The sequence below is a fragment of the Acinetobacter sp. Q85-2 genome, from assembly GCF_013420555.1.
Lineage (GTDB): Bacteria > Pseudomonadota > Gammaproteobacteria > Pseudomonadales > Moraxellaceae > Acinetobacter > Acinetobacter indicus.
The window spans coordinates 62,058-82,661 of record NZ_VOXW01000011.1 but is presented as its reverse complement, the minus strand read 5'-3'; the positions used below and the strand labels follow the sequence as shown (position 1 = coordinate 82,661).

The 20,604-nt window shown below is 44.1% G+C and carries 22 protein-coding genes and 1 pseudogene; 10 read left to right on the top strand and 13 right to left on the bottom strand.

The window, feature by feature from the left end; all coding sequences use genetic code 11:
* Positions 1–2 precede the first annotated feature (2 nt).
* A complete protein-coding gene (accC, locus tag FTT68_RS08165; RefSeq protein WP_005177767.1) occupies positions 3–1,367 on the top strand; it encodes an acetyl-CoA carboxylase biotin carboxylase subunit in 1,365 nt (454 codons plus the stop codon).
* Positions 1,368–1,431: 64 nt separating this feature from the next.
* Here the strand turns inward: accC and FTT68_RS08160 are convergent, their stop codons facing one another.
* Positions 1,432–1,923, bottom strand: coding sequence for a hypothetical protein (locus tag FTT68_RS08160; protein ID WP_034597534.1), 492 nt, complete (start codon positions 1,921–1,923; stop codon positions 1,432–1,434).
* Positions 1,924–2,120: 197 nt separating this feature from the next.
* Between FTT68_RS08160 and FTT68_RS08155 the strand changes: the two genes are divergently transcribed.
* Entirely contained in the window at positions 2,121–3,608 is a 1,488-nt protein-coding gene (locus FTT68_RS08155; protein ID WP_016658162.1) for an amidase, read from the top strand.
* A gap of 48 nt (positions 3,609–3,656) precedes the next feature.
* Here FTT68_RS08155 and FTT68_RS08150 read toward each other — a convergent pair whose 3' ends face one another.
* Positions 3,657–4,817, bottom strand: coding sequence for an MFS transporter (locus FTT68_RS08150; protein WP_005177761.1), 1,161 nt, complete (start codon positions 4,815–4,817; stop codon positions 3,657–3,659).
* Positions 4,818–5,311: 494 nt separating this feature from the next.
* On the opposite strand from FTT68_RS08150, the gene FTT68_RS08145 reads away from it, so the two are divergent.
* The 3 genes from FTT68_RS08145 (at position 5,312) to FTT68_RS08135 (ending at position 6,744) form a co-directional block, all read left to right on the top strand.
* Positions 5,312–5,866 carry a cytochrome b gene (locus FTT68_RS08145; RefSeq protein WP_180175280.1) on the top strand — a complete coding sequence of 185 codons (555 nt, stop codon included), beginning with the start codon at positions 5,312–5,314 and terminating at the stop codon, positions 5,864–5,866.
* A 255-nt stretch (positions 5,867–6,121) separates the two neighbouring features.
* On the top strand, positions 6,122–6,358 hold the full coding sequence (locus tag FTT68_RS08140) for a DUF2171 domain-containing protein (protein WP_075174873.1): 237 nt from the start codon (positions 6,122–6,124) through the stop codon (positions 6,356–6,358).
* Positions 6,359–6,396: 38 nt separating this feature from the next.
* Positions 6,397–6,744: a four-helix bundle copper-binding protein gene (locus tag FTT68_RS08135; RefSeq protein ID WP_016658164.1), complete on the top strand. Its 348-nt coding sequence runs from the start codon at positions 6,397–6,399 to the stop codon at positions 6,742–6,744.
* Positions 6,745–7,121: 377 nt separating this feature from the next.
* Here the strand turns inward: FTT68_RS08135 and FTT68_RS08130 are convergent, their stop codons facing one another.
* From FTT68_RS08130 to FTT68_RS08110, 5 genes are all read right to left on the bottom strand, one after another.
* Positions 7,122–7,358 carry a hypothetical protein gene (locus FTT68_RS08130; RefSeq protein ID WP_005177751.1) on the bottom strand — a complete coding sequence of 79 codons (237 nt, stop codon included), beginning with the start codon at positions 7,356–7,358 and terminating at the stop codon, positions 7,122–7,124.
* A 228-nt stretch (positions 7,359–7,586) separates the two neighbouring features.
* Positions 7,587–8,519 carry an IS5 family transposase gene (locus tag FTT68_RS08125; protein WP_068568838.1) on the bottom strand — a complete coding sequence of 311 codons (933 nt, stop codon included), beginning with the start codon at positions 8,517–8,519 and terminating at the stop codon, positions 7,587–7,589.
* A gap of 289 nt (positions 8,520–8,808) precedes the next feature.
* Positions 8,809–9,141, bottom strand: coding sequence for a hypothetical protein (locus FTT68_RS08120; protein ID WP_075167745.1), 333 nt, complete (start codon positions 9,139–9,141; stop codon positions 8,809–8,811).
* 118 nt (positions 9,142–9,259) lie between these two features.
* Positions 9,260–9,403, bottom strand: coding sequence for a hypothetical protein (locus tag FTT68_RS08115; RefSeq protein WP_005177747.1), 144 nt, complete (start codon positions 9,401–9,403; stop codon positions 9,260–9,262).
* 176 nt (positions 9,404–9,579) lie between these two features.
* Positions 9,580–9,813 (bottom strand): hypothetical protein, encoded by a 234-nt coding sequence (locus FTT68_RS08110; RefSeq protein ID WP_127799541.1) that lies wholly within the window; start codon positions 9,811–9,813, stop codon positions 9,580–9,582.
* Between the two features lie 209 nt (positions 9,814–10,022).
* On the opposite strand from FTT68_RS08110, the gene FTT68_RS08105 reads away from it, so the two are divergent.
* Both FTT68_RS08105 and FTT68_RS08100 read left to right on the top strand, forming a co-directional pair.
* The gene (locus FTT68_RS08105; RefSeq protein WP_104470139.1) at positions 10,023–10,505 is read left to right on the top strand and encodes a CinA family protein; all 483 of its coding nucleotides are present in this window, start codon (positions 10,023–10,025) and stop codon (positions 10,503–10,505) included.
* 74 nt (positions 10,506–10,579) lie between these two features.
* Positions 10,580–11,200, top strand: a complete 621-nt coding sequence (locus FTT68_RS08100) for an aminotransferase (protein ID WP_180175279.1) — start codon at positions 10,580–10,582, stop codon at positions 11,198–11,200.
* Between the two features lie 76 nt (positions 11,201–11,276).
* Here the strand turns inward: FTT68_RS08100 and prpC are convergent, their stop codons facing one another.
* Both prpC and prpB read right to left on the bottom strand, forming a co-directional pair.
* Positions 11,277–12,416, bottom strand: a complete 1,140-nt coding sequence (gene prpC / locus FTT68_RS08095) for a 2-methylcitrate synthase (RefSeq protein ID WP_104513285.1) — start codon at positions 12,414–12,416, stop codon at positions 11,277–11,279.
* A 4-nt stretch (positions 12,417–12,420) separates the two neighbouring features.
* The gene (prpB, locus tag FTT68_RS08090) at positions 12,421–13,305 is read right to left on the bottom strand and encodes a methylisocitrate lyase (RefSeq protein ID WP_005177735.1); all 885 of its coding nucleotides are present in this window, start codon (positions 13,303–13,305) and stop codon (positions 12,421–12,423) included.
* A gap of 226 nt (positions 13,306–13,531) precedes the next feature.
* Between prpB and FTT68_RS08085 the strand changes: the two genes are divergently transcribed.
* Together FTT68_RS08085 and argF are read left to right on the top strand one after the other, a co-directional pair.
* Positions 13,532–14,182 carry a TetR/AcrR family transcriptional regulator gene (locus FTT68_RS08085; protein WP_075167741.1) on the top strand — a complete coding sequence of 217 codons (651 nt, stop codon included), beginning with the start codon at positions 13,532–13,534 and terminating at the stop codon, positions 14,180–14,182.
* Positions 14,183–14,296: 114 nt separating this feature from the next.
* Positions 14,297–15,211: an ornithine carbamoyltransferase gene (gene argF, locus FTT68_RS08080; protein ID WP_005177730.1), complete on the top strand. Its 915-nt coding sequence runs from the start codon at positions 14,297–14,299 to the stop codon at positions 15,209–15,211.
* Between the two features lie 78 nt (positions 15,212–15,289).
* Here the strand turns inward: argF and FTT68_RS08075 are convergent.
* Positions 15,290–16,543: pseudogene (locus FTT68_RS08075) on the bottom strand (MFS transporter).
* A gap of 358 nt (positions 16,544–16,901) precedes the next feature.
* Between FTT68_RS08075 and FTT68_RS08070 the strand changes: the two are divergent.
* Positions 16,902–17,375: a hypothetical protein gene (locus FTT68_RS08070; protein WP_016658171.1), complete on the top strand. Its 474-nt coding sequence runs from the start codon at positions 16,902–16,904 to the stop codon at positions 17,373–17,375.
* 83 nt (positions 17,376–17,458) lie between these two features.
* On the opposite strand, the gene FTT68_RS08065 is transcribed toward FTT68_RS08070, so the two are convergent.
* The 3 genes from FTT68_RS08065 to clpS form a co-directional block, all read right to left on the bottom strand.
* Positions 17,459–17,812 carry a YnfA family protein gene (locus FTT68_RS08065; RefSeq protein WP_005177718.1) on the bottom strand — a complete coding sequence of 118 codons (354 nt, stop codon included), beginning with the start codon at positions 17,810–17,812 and terminating at the stop codon, positions 17,459–17,461.
* 79 nt (positions 17,813–17,891) lie between these two features.
* The gene (clpA, locus tag FTT68_RS08060) at positions 17,892–20,168 is read right to left on the bottom strand and encodes an ATP-dependent Clp protease ATP-binding subunit ClpA (RefSeq protein ID WP_005177712.1); all 2,277 of its coding nucleotides are present in this window, start codon (positions 20,166–20,168) and stop codon (positions 17,892–17,894) included.
* 9 nt (positions 20,169–20,177) lie between these two features.
* Complete coding sequence (gene clpS / locus FTT68_RS08055) at positions 20,178–20,594, bottom strand: ATP-dependent Clp protease adapter ClpS (RefSeq protein ID WP_035363010.1); 417 nt, start codon at positions 20,592–20,594, stop codon at positions 20,178–20,180.
* Between the last annotated feature and the right edge of the window lie 10 nt (positions 20,595–20,604).

Below are 20,604 nucleotides of genomic sequence, written 5' to 3'. Positions count from 1 at the left end.
CAATGTTGCAAAAAGTTTTAATTGCAAACCGTGGTGAGATTGCGCTTCGCATCACCCGGGCCTGCAAAACTTTAGGAATCAAAACTGTCGGTATCTATTCCGATGCCGATAAAGACCTGATGCATTTACGTTTCTGTGATGAAGCCGTGTGTATCGGTCCGGGCGCGAGCAGCGACAGTTATCTGAATATTCCTGCGATTATTACCGCAGCGGAAATTACCGGTGCTGATGCCATTCACCCGGGTTATGGTTTCCTGTCTGAAAATGCGGAATTTGCCGAAATTGTAGAAAGCTCAGGCTTTATCTTTATTGGTCCGCGTCCAGAACACATCCGCTTAATGGGGAACAAGGTTTCTGCCATTACCGCCATGCGTAAAGCCGGCGTACCGACGGTACCAGGTTCTGCCCATGCAGTAACACCACAAAATGCCCTGGCTGAAGCCAAAGAAATCGGCTTTCCACTGATTGTTAAAGCAGCTGCCGGTGGTGGTGGTCGTGGTATGCGTATTGTTGAACGTGTCGATACCCTGCTGGAATCGGTACAAGCGGCGCAGCGTGATGCGGAAATGTGGTTTGGTGATGATACGGTCTATATGGAACGTTTCCTGCAAAAGCCTCGTCACGTTGAAGTGCAAGTACTGGGCGATGGTAACGGCCATGCCATCCATCTGTATGACCGTGACTGCTCTTTACAGCGTCGCCATCAAAAAGTTCTGGAAGAAGCACCAGCACCAAACCTGCCAGAGCAAGCACGTGCAGATATTTTAGAAGCCTGTGTCAACGCCTGTAAGATGATGCAGTATCGCGGTGCCGGTACTTTCGAGTTCCTGTTTGAAGATGGCGAGTTCTTCTTTATCGAGATGAACACCCGTGTTCAGGTAGAACACCCGGTAACTGAAATGGTCACAGGTATTGATATTATTGAACAACAACTGCGCGTTGCCGGTGGTTTAGGCCTCGACATTCAGCAGGAAGATGTTCAGGTGAAAGGTCATGCCATTGAATGCCGTATCAATGCGGAAGATCCATCAACCTTCCTGCCATCACCAGGCAAGATTGAAAACTTCTACGCGTCTGGTGGTGCCGGTATCCGCTTAGATTCACATATCTATCCGGGCTATAGCATTCCGCCTTATTACGACTCGATGATCGCTAAACTGATTGCGCATGGTAAAGACCGTAGCACCAGTATTGCGCGCATGCGTCAGGCGCTGGATGAAATGATTTTGACCGGTGTGAAAACCAATATTCCATTACATAAAGATCTGATCTTGCAAGATGAAAACTTCTGCAAACAGGCAATGGATATTCACTACCTGGAGAAGCATTTGTTAAAGCAGCTTGAAGGTGCTAACAAGGAAGCCTGAGTGTTTCCTTGTGAAAATAAAAAAACCGCTGATTTCAGCGGTTTTTTATGGCTGAATTTCAGCTTTAAGGCAAAACACGGCGCAAAGTGGCAAAGCACTGTTCGGCTTTTTCATTACTACAGAAATGAATAGTATGCGGGTTTTTCCATTGCACAAAATATTGTGAAATCTCCCCGGTCTGATCTTCCTGATAACCGGAACAATCGACCTCATTATTGTCATATTTAATTTGCATGATTAAGGCAGGTAAACTGCTGGCCGGATCTTCTGCCGGCTGATAGTCATAGATGCCAGACGACCATTCCTGACCGCTTTTGATAATGACATCGTTATCACCCCGAAAATTATAATATTCAATACATTTGCGGTTATTTGGAATTTCCATGCCCCACAATCCCACAATTTCAGGACGGGTAATGACACGAACGGTATTGGCATTGACAGGCGCTTTTGCAGCGGTTGCGGCAGCACTATTTGTTGTTGTCGTTTTTGTTTCATTGGCCATCACGGCAGTGCAACATACTAACATTAAACTGGTGAGATAAAGTTTTTTCATACATTGATTCAATGATATAAAGTACCCGCTAACGTTAGCATATTTTTTGCAATAAACTTAGTGCATAAACATAACTCAACAATTTTTTTAAGTCCCAAAATCGCTAATTTTTACTGTTTAAATTTTAATCTCGCCTTGCAACTTTGCGTAAAATCTCTTACAACAGTTTCTGACAATTTATATTTTCAGGATTGAAAATGAAGTTACAAGAATATTTAAAATATGATGGTCTGGGGCTGGCCGAATTAGTGGCAAAAAAAGAAATTCAGGCATCGGAACTGCTGGAACTGGCCGTACAACGCGCCGAACAAAGCAAAAGCCTGAATGCAATTATTATTCCGATGCATGAACATGCCCAGCAACGCGTACAAGGACCATTGTCTGGTCCATTTGCTGGGGTACCCTTTCTGGTCAAAGACCTGTTTCAGGAATATGCGGGCTACCCAACTTCTTATGGCTGTCAAGGCTTAAAAAGAATGGGCTATATTCCCGAAACAAACGCTGAAATTGTCAATCGTTGGGAACAGGCCGGAATTGTGACTTTTGGCCGTACCAACACTCCTGAATTCGGAATCAAAGGCATTACCGAACCGGATGCTTGGGGCAGCTGTAAAAACCCGTGGCATTTAAAACATAATAGTGGAGGCTCATCGGGTGGTTCTGCGGCTGCTGTGGCCGCCGGTATTGTGCCACTGGCCGGTGCCGGCGATGGCGGTGGCTCGATTCGTATTCCTGCCTCTTATTGCGGCTTGTTCGGTTTAAAGCCGAGTCGTGGCCGTACCCCATGGGGACCGTCCATGAGTGAAGCCATGCACGGCGCTGCCATTCAGCATGTGTTGACGCGCAGTGTCCGGGATAGCGCTGCCATGCTTGATGCAACCCACGGCGAAGAACACAGCTCTTTATTTAAGATTCAGCGCCCGGAAGGTCAATATCTGCAGCTGATGCAGCAAGCACCAAAAAAACTGAAAATTGCGTTTAGCACCCGCTCTCCAATTGGCACCGCTGTATCTAAAGATGCTATTCAGGCGATTGAGCACACTGTAAAACTCTTAACCAGCCTTGGGCATGAAGTAATTGAAGATCAGCCGGCTATTGATGGCATGCAACTAGCCAAAGATTTTATTACCACCTGGTTTAGTCAGTTCTCTTATATGCTCAGCCAGATTCGCGCACAGTATCCTTCACGTGATGATGATTTCGAGCTGGACTCACTGGCGCTGGCTGCATTTGGTGCCAAAACCTCTGCGCTGGACTATATTCACAACCTGAATAACTGGGGCGTTTATACCACGCAAATGAACCAGTTCTTTGACCGTTATGATTTATATCTGACCCCAGCCACAGCCTCGGTGGCGCCCCAGAATGGCGAAGTTAAAACGCCAGCCTGGCAAAAACCGGTGTTAAAAGCCTTGTTGAAAGTCGGTCAGGCGCATCTGTTAACCCAAGGCAAACTGGTCGATCAGATTGTACGGGAAAACCTGAAATGGGTACCTTTTACCCAGCTGGCCAATATTACCGGCTTACCGGCGATGTCTGTGCCACTGTACTGGAATAAACAGCATTTGCCTTTAGGTTCTCAGTTTATTGCACCTTTTGCTCGTGAAGATGTATTACTACAACTGGCTGCACAACTGGAACAGGCTCAGCCGTGGTTCCCGCAATATCAGCACATCAAAATTTAAAGACTTGAATAGCCTGATTCAACAGCCGGTCGATATGACCGGCTTTTTCTACGCCTGTTTTTGTAGCTGTTTCGGTAAACCAAAGACCAGTAACAAACCCAGTAATGTAGATAAGCCAGCCCAGATAAAGACAGTTTGCCCTGAAAAAATATCCCAATAATAACCGGCCAGAATACTTCCCAACGCCACACCCATACCCCACATAGTGCTATAGATAGCTTGCCCTCGTCCTTGCTGACCCAAGCTGAAATTCTGAAAAATCACCCGCATCGCAATCACATGGAATAAGCCAAAACTAAAGGCATGAATGGTCTGGGCAAAAAACTGGGCGATAAAACTGTCAGGTACCAAACCAACAACAATCCAGCGTAAACCGGTCAGCAGCAAACAAGCCATCACCAGCGTTCGCCATGACCAGCGCGACAGGAAAAAGGTTGCATAAGCAAACATGATAATTTCCGCAATCACGCCTACTGACCACAACAAACCAATTATTGAAGTACTAAAACCAGCCTGACTCAGATAATTGCTATAAAAACTGTAAAACGGCGCATGCGAAAACAGCAGAATAAACTCAATCAGGAAAAAACAGGCCACTACAGGCCGTTTTAACACTGGCCACAAAGGCTCCAGCTGTTTTTGGGAACTTGGTGCAGCGCTGGGTTCTTTAATACTAAAAGACCAGATAAATGCCAGAAACGCGATACATAGCAACAATACTGGCAGCATGGAGATTGGAATAATTTCCAGCAACGCGCCGATACCAAATACCGCAACAATAAAACCGACCGATCCCCATTTACGCACCTTGCCATACAGCTGTTCACGTTGATCGCCCAGCCAGAATAAGGTCACTCCTTCAAACTGGGCCAAAATGGCATTCTGGAAAAAGCTAAAAATTAGCATCAGCAACGCGACTGACTGAAAACTATTCGGAATGATAAACAGCATGAACCAGATACAGGCTTCCATCCAGGTGGCAATACGCACCAGCAACATGCGTTTACCGGATTTATCGGCAATCCATCCCCAAATAAAAGGGGCAAAAAAACGGGTGATAATTGCAATGGAAGATAGAATCCCGATTTCCTGATAATTGAAGCCCTGATCTTCCAGATACAGGCTCCAAAATGGCATAAATGTGCCAACAATGGCGTAGTAGAAAAAGTAGAAACCGCCGAGCCGTGTACTGATTGCAAGTGATCGCATTAGCCGCCCTATCCTTGCATATTGAATCTGTAATGGAACTTGATGAGTGCATTGCGTTGCATGTATTTGCCTTTGCTTGCAGTTGAGGACACTGCTTAGAAACTCTGCCGAATTTCAGTATTTTAGCACTTGCTTTGTGACGCAACTCAACAGATTGAAAAAAGAAATCCTCAAGATGAGATCAGATGCAGATCATTTAATATGCAGCCAGAAGCCCCTTATCTTTCGTGATCACTGATCATCTGGGCGATTTAACTCAATAAATCGTCTAGTAGCGCAATCTATTACAAGCTTCTTATCGAAGCTCAGAATTGACCAATGAGCGCTCTTGCGATTGTTTATATAAGTCACAAATTTTTTCGTTTGTCATATCACCCGTCATCGAATGAATGTGTGATCACCCCAAATCTGGAACCCTACGTTGCATTTGTCCGGTTTCCGAGCAAACAAGAACAGATTAGGATAAAACGGATCTTTTTATCCTCTGCTAGAATATGAATAACACATCACTCTACTACACCCGCACCGCCCAAGTCTTGCACTGGCTTATGGCGATTATTTTTATTGCGGCCTGGATTATTGGTTTTTATAGCGGTAACTTTTTGAGTTATGAAGCAGATGGCAGCTTTAAAGGCGATGTCATTAAATTGCATAAAAATATTGCCACCACGCTCATCTTCCTAATTGTCATCCGAATCTTCTGGCGCTACACCCATCCGGTGCCAAAACTCCCCGACACCATGTCACCCCTTATGCAGAAACTGGCACATCTGGGCCATTTAGCCCTGTACTTTATGCTACTGGCCTCGCCAATTACCGGCTGTTTATTTAGCTGGAGCGCCGGCCATCCGGCACCGGTACTTTATCTGTTTGAAATTCCACGAATGGTACAGGCCAATCCGGAGCTGTTAGCCATCGTTAAACCCTTACATATCTATTTATCCTGGGCAGCAGGCCTATTATTGATAGGTCATGTACTGGCGGCATTAAAACATCATTTTATTGACCGCGATCATGTTCTAAAAAGTATGATTTCGAGCGATAAATAAATATCGGTTTTAAATCAGAATAAATCAGGCAGTTTATCCACTTAAACTGTCTGATATAAATAGGACAAAACTGTCATAAATAAAATACCCTTGTATATAAATAAAACCCACGCCTCTCTTTATTCTATTTAAAAGCATGTAACCGTTTAATACGACGTGAATATCTGCCGCTGATTTGTATCGCTTTTATTGCTTTTCATCTTTTGTACGATAGCTTGCATTAGAGTGAAAAAATCCTGTTCTTGAGGCAGCAGTATGGCCAAGTTTCGTCATCATGTGCAACAACATGCGGAGGTCTTTACCGCTAACGGCGTTCATCTGGGCCAAATTGAACAGTTTCTGGATTTAGATCGAATCCAATTAAGTCAGGATGCCGAAGGCAAAGCACATCTGATCCCGCTATCCTGGGTGGGTGATATTTGTGAGCAGCGTATAATCCTGATTAAAAACCTGCAAGAAGTACAAGAAACCTGGATTGAAATACCGCAATAAATTTTGATATCAACCGGACTTTATTCGAGGATCTGCTTATGAATCAGCTGCCGCATCTTTCATCCGTTCAACAATCTTCGCTTTCAATACAGGCCTGTCTGGAATGCATTGTTGCTTGTCAACGCTGCGCAGATGCCTGTTTACACGAAGAACATGTGCAGATGATGCGAACCTGCATCCAGCGCTGTTTGGACTGTGTTGAAACCTGCAAACTCTGTGTTGCCTTTGAAGTTCGCAACTCGGAGCTACATCATTTAGCCATGGACCTGTGTGCCAAAGCCTGTGAACTGTGTGCCGAAGAATGTGGCCAGCATGAAGATGAACATTGTCAAAACTGTGCCCGCGCCTGTCGTGCCTGCGCAGAAGCCTGTCAGATTGAAGGTTAATATGGTTTAACGAATCTCAACTGGAAAATAAAAACCACCCGAAGGTGGTTTTTATTTTTAAAAGAGCACGACTCTGTTTTGCCCTAATAAGTAAATCAGACAGGTGATAATACATGAAGCACTCACCAGAACCGTAATATCTAAAGACCGTCGTGTATTCACTTTCATATCCATACTCCTTTCTTATTATTGTTCTGTTCTTATACCAAGAAATAGTGATATGACCAATTGCATTATATTACAAAAGCTCACCTATTTATAATATACATCCCCTACATGTATATAAATCCAGAATACTTGGTAATTTATATTAAATTTCTATCACTAAAATTAGCAAAAAATAACATTTACTTTTTTTATCTATTTAAAAATACGGATTATTCTTTTTCCACAAAACTTAATTCATACTCATCCTGGGTCACTTTTAGCTTGATTCCACGATAACGGCGCTTGTCCGGATCGAGTGCAGAATCTCGGACTTCCTTGGAAAAACGCATATCATGCATAAAATGCGCATACAATTTATAGCCCAAACGTAGTTTTTTCGGTTTCTTGCCCTCTTTTAGGCACTTATCAATGGCCTGATTTAAAAACTCCAAGCTGACATCGTTCATCTGCTTTAACCTCACTTTAACCTTTATTCATTAGTTTTAAATATAAGTAGCAAAAGTTTCATTTTTAAGAATATAGAAAAAATAATATATAGATATATAATATAAAAAATATCAGTTATTTAGCTTTGCTCGATTTTTACCATTGTTTAAAATATTTTAATAAATTACATTTCTATGGCTTTGTTGCATAAAGATTTTAAAGATAGAGCTTTCCTAAGTTGTTTAAATTTAAGTGACAACTTGGGTGTGAGGTCGGCCGAGCTCCGTAAACTTATTTAAGATGGCCACACGTGCATGCATCTCGTTGACTTGGCTATCAAAATTCCGAGCACTGAGCTTATCGCCTAATAATTTGATGCAGTGCATCTTGGTTTCTACCAGACTTCGCTGATGGTAGCCCGACCATTTTTTCCATAGTGTCCTGCCTAAACGTTTAACAGTGCGAAGTAATTCATTTCGCTCTAGCGAATGAACTTTTGTATCTTTCCAAGGCTTCGCATTTTTTCTGGGTGGAATAATCGCATGGGCATTTCGATCTGTGATCAACTGGCGACACCGCTTTGTGTCATAAGCACCATCGGTATAAACGGAGTCAATATGCTCATCTTGAGGAATCTGATCGAGTAAATCACCAAGTACTTGTGAATCACTGACATTATTTGTCGTAAGCTGAACGGCACGTATTTGCAGTGTTTCAGCATCTATACCAATATGCAGTTTACGCCATTGCCGACGGTATTCAGGCTGATGCTTCTTACGCTTCCATTCGCCTTCACCTAAAAATTTTAAACCCGTAGAGTCGACGAGTAGGTGTAACCCATCACGACTTTTCTGGTAGCTAATTTGAATATCAATATACTTTTGTCTTCTACAAAGCGTCGTGAAGTCTGGTGCTGTCCAATCTAATCCGCAAAGTTTAATTAAGCTTTGAACAAAACCAGTAACCATGCGTAAAGTGAGTCTAAATAGAGATTTGATCATCAAACAGCATTGGATCGCTATGTCGGAGTAGGTTTGATTTCGACCTTGTTTGCCTTGAGGTTCTGCATACCATTGTGTTTTTGGATCGAACCAAATGGCAATATTCCCACGATTAATGAGAGCTCGGTTATATGCGGGCCAATTGGTTGTGCGGTAGATTTTGTGTGTAGGCTTATTCATTTGGAAATTATATTGCCGAAGAAGTCCTTAAGAACAGCTTTGTGCAACAAAGCCCATTTCTATTAAAATCCAGGCAAAAAAAGAGTCCATACGAGGGATGTATGGACTCAAACTCATAAAGAGAAAAGTCAAGAGAAAATAAGAATTTACAGCGCATATTTCCTGATTAAAATTGTCCTATTTTCCTGGATTTCCAGCATTGGCAAAAGCTTCCATTTTTTATTTTTTTTAAACAACAAGTCATATTTTTCAAAGTAATTTCAAAACGTTACTTGTCACATTTTATTGACTAAGGTGCTGGCGTTAGCTGATAACCCAAGCCTTGCGCCGCACCCAGTTGTGTGGCCGAAATGGTAAAGATGGCAGTCTGGCCGGTACTGGCACCACACACGGTAATATGTACCAGACCATCATGCCCGAGTGCTTCATTATAAACTTCTATCCCGGCCTGCTGCAGTTGCTCTTTCAGCTGCTGTAAACGCACTTTGGGATCATCCCCCTCACACTGCTTTAAACCTAAGGACTTGGTCACATCTACCTGTTGTGCTGGTGTAGAAGGTACGCTTTGACATGCCATTAGCGTACAACTGGCAAGCATGCCAAATAATAAACCGATCTTCATCTTGCATCTCCTTGATCAAACTGCTGCGAGCTCTGCGCTATACTGACGCTTCCTGTCCTGCAACACGTTTGATTTAACTATGAGAAATTAGGAGCCGATGGATAAGTCTCCACCAGACTTAGCGCTGTACGGCGGTATCCTGTTTATCTCTTGGATGTTGTGGATGCGGATTCTTTTTATTTGGAATCACTTGTGAATCGGTCTTGGGTTGAGGTTGCTGTTGCTGGGTCTTTTCATTCGAGGTTTTTTCTGGTTTAGCCATCATCGACTCCTGTCTTTATTGTTGTGTTGAACTGTTTTTATTGTTCATGATTTAAGACAGCCGCGCTGTATGGCTTTGGTCAATATTTCAGCTTTCTTGTTAATTCAGGCTTTGTTATTGCAACAGTTTTTAAAAATAAGGCGTATAAAAAAGCCGCCCGCAGGCGACTTTCCGTGTTATGCCACAGTCACGACTTTAACAATAATACGTTGCAGGTTTTCTGGCTCTGCTGCGTTCTGGACGCGTTTCAGTTCTTTACTAATCACTTTAAACTGATGGTTCTGATAAGAAATTACTGCAGGAATCTGGTCAAAATATAAAGCATCGGCCTGTAACTCTTCCTGGAAAAGTAAGGTTCCTAACTGGTAGTCGAGGTCTTTTAAGACCATATATTTCACAATCGTTTTCATTGTATTAACCTACTTTCACTAAGCACTTTATTTTTAGTTTTACCATTCTTTTGCAGCAGAATAAACCGATAATTTCGAGTTTCGCCTAACTGCTATACAATTGAAACCGGAACGCGCGATCTTTAGTGCTAAATGCCTGAATCCGCAACAAGATTGAGGCTGATCTCGCTTAAAATCGCTTGGAAAAGAAGAAGAAATGGAGATTCATCATGCTGAAACGCTGCTGTGATGCGCTGGAACAACAGCAACTGACCATTGCCTTTATTGAAAGTGCCAGTTCAGGCTATTTATGCAGCCAGTTTTCAATTTATAAAAATAGCGGCGCAGATATTTTACTCGGCGCGCTGGTCAGCTATGACCCGAGCATTAAAGCCAACCTGTTACAGATTGATCCGGCACTGATTGCGCATTACACGGCGGAGTCTGCGGAAATTACCGCGCAGATGGCCTTGCATGGCCAGGCTCTGTTTAAACAGGCCAATATTGTGGTGGCCTGTACCGGCTTGCTGAAACCTGGTGGCAGCGCCTGCGCAGAGAAACCCGAAGGCACTTTTTATATTGCCATTCACTATCAGCAGCAATTGCATAATTTTCATTATCTGCTGGATGGTAGCCCGATTGAACGCCTGGATCAGCTGACCCAATTGGTGGCACAGGAAGTATTGGCGCTTATTTTATCTTCACCCGCCTAGATACACTGTTTCTCATCTTTTCTCCATGATTTTGGCTTAAAGTAAAACCATATCCTGCAATGTGGAGTCGAAGTATGAAACTGGTTCAACCATTCTTATTTTCTGCTTTGGTCTGTCTGCCCATCATCAGTTTTGCCACCGTCGGCGGCCAGCAACGAATTGAAGTGCTGGGCTATGATCAGAAAGATCAAAAAGTCTATTTGCTGCGCCATTATGAAGATGGCCGTGGCCGTTTGCCGCAGCTGTATTATTACAACTTTAAATCTAAACAGCCGAATCAGCTGGTTCAGGTCAACTCACTGTATATTAACCCCAAAACCAAAAAGATTGACTATGACCAGCCACCTACCCGCTTTAATGCCGAGTTGGCCAAAATTAAAAACCGCCTAAAACCCTTAACCAAGGTCAGTACGCAACAGGCACAAATTAAGGTTCTGCACAGTAGCAAACGTCGTGCCGACTGGATTAATGGTACGGAACCGGTGCCACAGTGGCAGTATTGTTATCGGGTTGATGCAGGGAACTTCCGCAGTACCGTCCAGCAAGCCACCAGTTACAAGCAAGGCTTGAACATTCACCAGGCCTATAACATCCCGCAGCAGTCCAAAATGCTGGTGACTGTAAAATATTTAGGTATTCCGTTTGAAATGGGCTATCCAATTGAAGATCCGGTTCTGCTCAGCAACTCTCAATAACAGCAAAAATGGAGCGAAAAAATATAGCAGCAAAAAATAAAGCCTCAGATGAGGCTTTATTCAAGTACACGGCAGATTAAGCCGCCGAAGTACGCTCTGCAATTGGCACCACTTTACGCAGTTCTGGACCGGTATAATCCGCACTTGGACGGATAATACGGTTATCTGCACGCTGTTCCATCACATGCGCCGCCCAACCGGTCACACGCGACATCACAAAGATTGGCGTGAACAGCTTGGTCGGAATACCCATAAAGTGATAGGCCGAAGCATGGAAGAAGTCTGCGTTACAGAACAGTTTTTTCTCGCGCCACATCACTTCTTCACAGCGGACCGATACTGGATAAAGTACGGTATCACCCACATCTTTGGCCAGACGCTCTGACCAGACTTTAATAATGCCATTACGCGGGTCATTGTCCTTATAAATAGCATGACCAAAGCCCATGATTTTCTCTTTACGCTCCAGCATGCCCAGCATTTCACGCTCAGCTTCTTCTGGAGAGGTCCAGTTTTCAATCATTTCCATAGCCGCTTCATTGGCACCGCCATGCAGTGGACCACGCAGTGAACCAATCGCGCCGGTAATACATGAATGCATATCAGACAAGGTTGATGCACACACGCGCGCCGTAAAGGTGGATGCGTTAAACTCATGCTCTGCATACAGAATTAACGACACGTTCATCACCTGTTCATGCAACTCATTTGGTTTTTCACCACGTAACAGATGCAGGAATTGCGCGCCAATTGAATCATCATCGGTATTTTCATCAACACGTACGCCGTCATGGCTAAAACGGTACCAGTAACAGATAATGCCCGGTAAAGCGGCCAAAATACGGTCGGCAACATCTTGCTGTACATCAAACGACTGTTCGGTTTCCAGATTGCCAAGCATCGACACGCCAGTACGCATCACATCCATGGGATGTGAATCGGCCGGAATACGCTCCAGCACTTCTTTTAGTGCATCTGGTAACTGACGTAAAGATTTCAGCTTGGCTTTATAGCTGGTTAGTTGTTCGCTGGTAGGTAATTCACCAAAGAAGATCAGATAAGCGACTTCTTCAAACTGGCAGTTTTCCGCCAGATCCTGCACGTCATAACCACGATAGGTCAGACCCGCACCGCTTTTTCCAACCGTCGATAATGCGGTTTTCCCTGCGACTTGTCCGCGCAATCCAGCGCCAGTCAGTACTTTTCCTTCAGCCATTGTTTTAATTCTCCTGCTTGAACAGTTTATCTAATGTGTTTTCAAAGGTGTGGTAATCTAAAAATTCATATAATTCTTTGCGTTGCTGCATTTTATCCAGCACATGGGTTTGTGTGCCATGCTCACGAATCGACTGCATCACTTCCAGCGCTGCTTTTTGCATTGCACGTGTTGCCGACAATGGATATAACACCATACGCACGCCCTGCTCAGCCAGTTCATCAGTGGTGTAATACGGCGTATCACCAAATTCGGTAATGTTGGCCAGTACCGGTACACCGACTGCATCACAAACAGTTTTGTACATGGTAATGTCGGTCATGGCTTCTGCAAAAATGGCATCTGCACCTGCCTCGACACAGGCACAGGCCCGGTCAATCACCGCCTGCAAACCTTCTTTTTGCAAGGCATCGGTACGCGCCATCACCACAAAGTTGGAATCAGTTTTGGCATCGACTGCCGCTTTAATACGATCCACCATTTCCTGCTGGGTCACAATTTCCTTGTTCGGGCGATGGCCACAGCGTTTTTGCGCCACCTGATCTTCAATATGCACCGCAGCAGCACCTGCTGCAATCATTTGCTTGATGGTACGGCCAATATTAAATGCACCGCCCCAGCCGGTATCAATATCCACCAGCACAGGTGTATCGACACGTTCTGTAATACGGCGTACATCTTCCAGGACATTATCGAGGCTGGTCATGCCCAAATCCGGCAAACCGTAGGAATAATTGGCGACACCTGCACCCGATACATAAATGGCTTTATAGCCGACCTGTTTTGCCATCATGGCTGCATAGGCATTGACTGTACCGATAATTTGTAAGGGCTTTTCCGTGTCCAGCGCCTGTCTGAATCTTAAGCCTGCAGATGTTTGTTCTGTCATCGTCCTTTCCACAGTAGTTTCTAATTATTGAGGCTTGAGTATACTCAGAATCTTTGCCTAAACCATGACCAATTAGAATAAAGTCCCTAAAACTTTAGTCAAATATTCAAGTAAATCTGTAAGAAAAAAGTCAATACATTTCCGTCTACGCTATTCCATGCCAAGCGGTCATATATTTGCTACAATTATATTTATTCCTTACCAATTGGCGGCCTGCTCCCTGATTATGCATGATTTGGCTCAGTTAGAACCCTTTAGCAAAGATGTCCCTCCGACCAAGCGTGGGCATGAACGCTGTCTGGCTTTATTATTGAGCGCCAATGACCTGTTTCTGGAACATGGCTACGATGCTGTCTCGCTGGATGATATCGTGCATCATGCCGGTGGTTCCAAGGCCTTTATCTATAAATATTTTGGCAATAAAGAAGGCCTGTTTACCGCCATTTGTGATTATCGTGCGGAAAAGTTCTTTAAAGACATTTGCTTACCCTTTGAATCTTTTGAGGGTGATTTACGGGCTTATTTAATTCATACACTAGATAATTTTAAAAGCCATTTAAGTGTGCCGGCCAATTCTGCCTTTTTAAGGTTAATTTTGGAGCGCACCCAGCACAATGTGGAACTGGCGCGTTATATCTATGAACAAGGCCCCAAGCATTTGCAAACTTCCATTGCACATGCGCTGGATCATGCCGCCGCCCAGGGGCTGATTCGCTGTGAGAATTCACTTTATTCAGCGCAGCTGTTCTTTGGCATTCTGCGTAATCTGGAATGGCGGATTTTAATGGGCTTGCCTGTTCAGGATGACCCGCAAACCACAGATGACTATATTCATTACTGTGTCGATCACTTTCTGCAAGGTCACCAAATCGTCTAGTTTTTTGCAATTTCGATTCAATATAGTATATTAGCCGATTCCCTGTTTTATTTAACCAACCAACAACTAATTGTTGTTTTGATTTCAATTTCAGCAATTATTGTGGAGTAACGAATGGCTCTACGTCACTTTCTCACTTTACGCGACCTGTCGACTTTAGAACTTAACCAGATTTTGCAACGCGCAATTGAACTTAAACGCAAGCAGCATCAGCATGAAGTTTTCCAACCTTTTATTGGTAAAGTTTTGGGCATGATTTTTGAGAAGTCGAGTACCCGTACCCGTGTATCGTTTGAAGCTGGTATGAATCAGTTTGGTGGTAGCGCAATTTTCTTATCTCCACGCGACACCCAGTTAGGTCGTGGTGAGCCTATTGAAGATTCAGCACGCGTGATTTCAAGCATGCTGGATATTGTCATGATTCGCACCTTTGGACATGACATTGTGGAGCGTTTTGCTTCTTATTCCAAAGTGCCGGTGATTAATGCCTTAACTGACGATCATCATCCATGTCAATTACTGGCCGATATGCAAACCTTCCTTGAGCATCGCGGTCCAATCGAAGGCAAAACCGTGGCCTGGATTGGTGATGGCAACAACATGTGTAACTCGTATATTGAAGCGGCACACATGTGGGGCTTCAAGCTGAAAGTGGCCGCACCTAAAGGTTATGAGCCACAAGAAAAATTCCTGTCTGAATTTGCTCACTGTGTTGAACTGGTCGATTCTGCTGAAGATGCCGCAGTCAATGCCGATTTAATCGTGACCGACGTGTGGGCCAGCATGGGTCAAGAAGAAGAACAGAAAATCCGTGAACAGGCATTTGCCAACTATCAGGTTAATGAACGCCTCATGGATCTAGCGCATCCAGATTGTCTGTTCATGCACTGCCTGCCTGCACACCGCGGTGAAGAAATTTCAGAAAATATGCTGGATCATAAAAATTCTGTGGTTTGGGATGAAGCGGAAAACCGTCTACACGCACAAAAAGCCCTAATGGAATTCCTGATCAACGAGCATTTAAAATAATTGCTAACCGCATCAAGATAAAAAAGCACCGTTCATTCCCGGTGCTTTTTTCGTTTTGATCAAATCATGAAATCCGGATTAATGATCATCTTTTAAATAGCGCGCTTCACGAGGAATTTGCAGACTATAGAAGAAACAGATCACCAGCATCACAATCACATAGATAAAGAAACTGTTTTCAATACCGGCTGATTTAAACTGTAAAGCCACTGAAGGGGCTGAGCCGCCAAATACTGCATTACCAACCGCATAAGAGAAACCAACACCGAGTGCACGCACATGCGGCGGGAACATTTCCGCTTTTACAATTCCACTGATCGAGGTATACAGACTTAACAGCATCATCAGGAAAATCAACAGCAAGGCCACCATCATGGGTGAATCACTAAAGGCACGCATCCCGATTGCCATAACAGGATAAATGGCAATCGCCATCAGACCACTAAACAGCAGCATCGAATTTCTGCGACCAATCCTGTCTGATAAAATCCCGAAGAATGGCTGCGCCACCATCAGAATAAAAATACAGCCCGTCATGATTAGCCCGACCGTCTGCGAATCAATGCCGATATTGGTCAGATAGGTTTTGGAATAAACCGTAATCACATAGAAACTAAGTGAACCCGCCGAGGTATAGCCCACCACCAGCAAGAAAGTTTTCCAGTGATTTTTAAACAGCTCTTTTAAGCTGCCCGACTCTTCTTTATCGCTGTCTTCATGTGACAACGTTTCTTCCAGACGGCTTCGTGCCAGCAGTGAGGCAATGGCAGCCAGACCACCAATCACAAACGGAATACGCCAGCCGCCATCCTGTAACTGCTGCTCGGTCATAAAACTCAGGAAAATTACACCCAGCAAGCTGGCCAGTAACTGTCCGCCGGTTAAAGTCACATATTAGAACGAGGCAAAAAAGCCGCGCTGACCTTTTAAACCCAGCTCACTCATATAGCTGGCAACCGCACCATATTCCCCGCCAACCGACAAGCCTTGTAACAAACGCACCAGCAACAGCAGGAACGGTGCCGCCATCCCGACTTGCTCATAAGTCGGCAATGCAGCAAACAGAAAGGAACTGAAGGCCATTAGGCAGATGGAAATCACCATGGACTTTTTACGGCCATGTTTATCGGCAATACGTCCAAACAGCCAGCTGCCAATCGGACGCATAAAGAAGCTTGCCGCAAATACCCCCCAGACATAAATGGCCTGGGTAGAACTATCCATGTTCGGTGCAGTCAGCGCTTGGGTAAAGTAAACCGCAAATACAGCATAGATATAGAAATCGAACCATTCGACGAGGTTGCCCGAGGCCGCCCCGATAATTCCCTTAATTCGACTGGCTTTTTCCTGTTTGGTTTAAGCTTGGCTCAAGGTTTATCTTCCTCATTTTTAATTTATTGAAATTTCTCATGTAGAGGCGATAAGCTCTTGCCACATAAGGAGATATTTTTGCTTAGATACAGCATAAGCGCGTTGCTAATATAACTTTTAATGGAAACTTCACACAAAAAATAAAATGTAATTTTTGATCAATTTTTTAGTTAAAAAGTCTTTAAACACAATAATTTATAGATAAATAGATTATATATTTCTTAAATTTATAGAGATAAAGCCAGATCGGATGGTTGCTTATCCGCCCTATTCATGTTGATATAAATGTCTAGAATACAGCTCATAATGTGTGACTCGAATGAACAATAAAATCTATTTGTCGACAGTTTTAGCCCTCGGACTCAGTGCCCTTTCATTCACCAGCCATGCCAGTGAACTGGACCAGTATCTGCAACAAAAACAGATCATTGATGCCGAGTACAAAATCAAGAATACGACCGGACTTAATGAAATTCTGAATATTATTAGTGTGGAAGATTCACGCACCCTGCCGTATCAGGTCGATCAGAATACGATTATTGAACAGATGCAGCTATTTGCAGACCGAGTTGAAGTGAAAGGTTTGATTAGCAGCCCGGATTTTGAGCAGTTTGCTCAGGATGTTGGCCATAGCGAAGTGAAAAAAATCATGAAAAAGAATTTACTGCAGAATTGCGAGATGATTTTTGAGCATCAGTTCCAACGCGTCAATCCCTACCGGATTGAGCTGCAGTTAAGCTCGGCGCAGCAGCAGTATCAGTTACAGCTAAAAAATTCGGAATGTCAATTCTAAACCAACCCGATTAATCACTAACTGCGGTAGTAAATCCTGCCGCAGTAAATTCCCATTTTCAGCCCACAATGACAATAGAAAAATTAACGCACCAGTCCTTGTGGCTGCAAAATAATAATCAGCGCGCCGCACATCACCACCAGACCACCCAGCAGATCCCAACGACTTAAACTGACTTGATCGACAAATTTCAGCCACATCAGCGCGGTAAAAATGTAAATTCCACCATAAGCGGCGTAAATTCGCCCTGATGCTGCCGGATGCAAGGTTAACAGCCAGACAAATACCGCTAGAGCCAATACCGTAGGCAACCAGAGCCAATGTGATTTCCCCTGATTCAAAATTAAATAAGGAAAGTAACAGCCCAAAATTTCCGCCACCGCCGTCACCAAGAACAGGCAAACCGTGGTCAGAATTTTAGTGATAGAAAAATCCATAAAAACTCACAATACAAAAGATAAACCTTAAGCAAACAAAAGCCCGTGCGTACACGGGCTTTCATATTCAAGTACAGGATTAAGCCGGTTCAGCGGTTTGATCTTCAAATACTTCAAGTTTCAAACCGGTGGCTTTACCGTTTTCTTTCTTGACAGATACGGCTACATTGCCGCCGTGTTCAGCCAGCTCACCAAACAGGATCATCTCTGCCAGTGGTTTCTTCAGGTGTTCCTGAATTAAGCGCTGCATTGGACGTGCACCCATTAAACGGTCATAGCCATGTTCAGCCATCCATTCACGTGCATCCTGATCTACTTCAAGAATGACTTTTTTCTCATCCAGCTGAGCTTGCAGTTCAGTCAGGAACTTGTCGACCACGCTTTCAATCACGCTGGTCGGCAAGGCTTTAAACTGAATCACGCTGTCCAGACGGTTACGGAATTCAGGCGAGAAGGCTTTTTTCATTGCTTCCTGGTTGTCATTGCTGTTGTCCTGTTCCATAAAACCAATGCTGACACGAGAAATACTTTCTGCACCAATATTGGTGGTCAGTACCAGCACCACATTACGGAAGTCTGACTTACGCCCGTTATTATCGGTCAATGAGCCATGATCCATAATTTGCAGCAACAGGTTAAACACATCCGGATGGGCTTTTTCAATTTCATCGAGTAGCAGCACACAATGCGGATTTTTATGAATCGCATCGGTAAGCAAACCACCCTGATCAAAACCGACATAGCCCGGCGGCGCACCAATTAAACGGGACACCGCGTGGCGTTCCATGTACTCCGACATATCGAAGCGGACCAGCTCGACACCCAGCAATTTGGCCAGCTGCTTGGTGACTTCAGTTTTACCCACCCCGGTCGGGCCGGCAAATACAAAGCTACCAACAGGCTTATCTGGCGATTTCAAACCGGCGCGCGACAGTTTGATGGCAGACGCCAGTGCTTCAATCGCTTCATCCTGACCGAACACCACACGTTTCAGATCACGTTCCAGATGCTCAAGCACGGTCTTGTCATCTTTAGACACCGTTTTCGGTGGAATACGGGCAATTTTCGCCACAATATCTTCGATATTTTCAACGGTAATCAGACGATCTTCCTGTTCATCTTTCAGACGGCGCTGTGCACCGGCTTCATCAATCACGTCAATCGCCTTATCTGGCAAGAAACGGTCATTGATGTATTTAGATGACAGCTCAACCGCAGAAACCAGTGCTTTATCGTCATATTGCACATGGTGGAAATCTTCAAATTTCGATTTCAAGCCACGTAAAATATCAATAGTTTCAGGAATTGATGGCTCATTGACATCAATTTTCTGGAAACGGCGTGACAAGGCATGGTCTTTTTCAAAGACCTGACGATATTCCTGGAACGTGGTCGAACCGATACAACGCAAAGTGCCATTGGCCAGCGCTGGTTTAATCAGATTCGAGGCATCCATGGTACTGCCCATGCTGGAACCGGCACCAATAATCATGTGGATTTCATCAATAAATAAAATCGCTTCCGGCTTTTTCTTTAACGCGTTTAACAGCTGTTTCAGGCGTTTTTCAAAATCACCGCGATATTTGGTTCCGGCCACCAAGGCACCAATATCCAGACTGTAAATTTCTGAATTGAGCAGTGGTTTTGGCGCTTTACCATTCACAATTAACCAGGCCAGACCTTCAGCAATTGAGGTTTTACCAACCCCCGGATCACCGACCAGCAGCGGGTTGTTTTTACGACGGCGACATAAGATTTGCGCGGCGCGTTCAATTTCTTTTTCACGGCCAATCAGTGGGTCAGTTTTACCCTTCACCGCTTCATTGTTGAGGTTGGTGGTATACAGCTCCAGCGGACCGCTATTGGCCGAAGTTGAGCTTTCCCCATCGAGTTCTTCAATTTCTTCTTCGGCTTGCGATTCTTCTTTACGCGTACCATGAGAAAGATACTGAGTTAAGGTTAAACGGTTAATTTGATGGCGTTTTAATAGATATACGGCAAAAGAATCCCGTTCCGAATACATCGCAACCAGAATATCTGCGCCTTCGACTGTGCGATCACCACCACTGGATTGCACATGGAAAATTGCTCGTTGCAAAATACGGTCAAAGCTTTCCGTTGGATGCGGTGCCTGATCGCTGTTTTCACCGAGTTTAGGGGTATGTTGTTCTACATATTCTTCAAGTTCTTTGCGCAGCACAATAATATCTGCCCCGCATGCTTTTAGCGCATTTACTGCAGAATCATTGTCGAGCAAAGCCAATAATAAATGTTCTACCGTCAGAAACTCATGTCTCTTTTGACGAGCCATGCTAACAGCCAAACGTAATGATACTTCTAATTGACGACTGAGCATGTAACCCCCTTAGTTTTTAGGCTCAATCTGACAAAGTAATGGATGACCTTGAGATCGAGCGTAATTATTGACTTGGTTTGCTTTGGTCTCTGCGATGTCTCGCGGATAAACCCCTGCAATACCTTTTCCTTCGTAATGTACAGTTAGCATTACTTGAGTCGCTTGGTCAAGATTCATTGCAAAGTATTGTTGTAAAATTTCAATTACAAAGTCCATTGGGGTATAGTCATCGTTCAATAAAACGACAGCGTATAGTGGTGGACGCTTTAATTCAGGCGGTGCCGTCTGTACGGCAATGTCTCCGTCCTCATGCTCATTCGGCTCATCCGTACTTAAACGCGGATTAAAATGCCAGTCCACCATGCCAGACTGCTGAAAAGACTGTTTGATTTCGTTTAAACAAATTGGTCGTTTGTTACTTCGCATAAGAGATTTA